Annotated in this window: 1 pseudogene; it reads left to right on the top strand. The window is 59.1% G+C overall.

The window, feature by feature from the left end:
* Nucleotides 1–215 (top strand): annotated as a pseudogene (locus HMPREF3149_RS12920) (HNH endonuclease); the annotation flags it as partial.

The raw sequence follows: 215 nt of genomic DNA, 5'->3' as shown, positions 1-215 counted from the left end.
CGGGAGGAGGAGAACAACACCTACGCGCACTCGGTGCGGCACCTGCTGATGCCGCCGAACTCGCACGCCTGCACCACGTCTGGTTTGGGGCTACCAAGTTCACTGGTAAGCAACGCACCGCCCGTCAGCGTGCGGTGGATAGTGGCCATGATGTGGCCACGCTAAGCCTTATCGAGTCCTATACTTCGAAACTCAAGAATCAGTTGGATGCCTGG

Origin of the sequence: Corynebacterium sp. HMSC05E07, assembly GCF_001807225.1 — a bacterium.
GTDB classification, from domain to species: domain Bacteria; phylum Actinomycetota; class Actinomycetes; order Mycobacteriales; family Mycobacteriaceae; genus Corynebacterium; species Corynebacterium singulare.
Note: the sequence above shows the minus strand (reverse complement) of the source record. Positions and strands in the feature narration are given on the sequence as shown.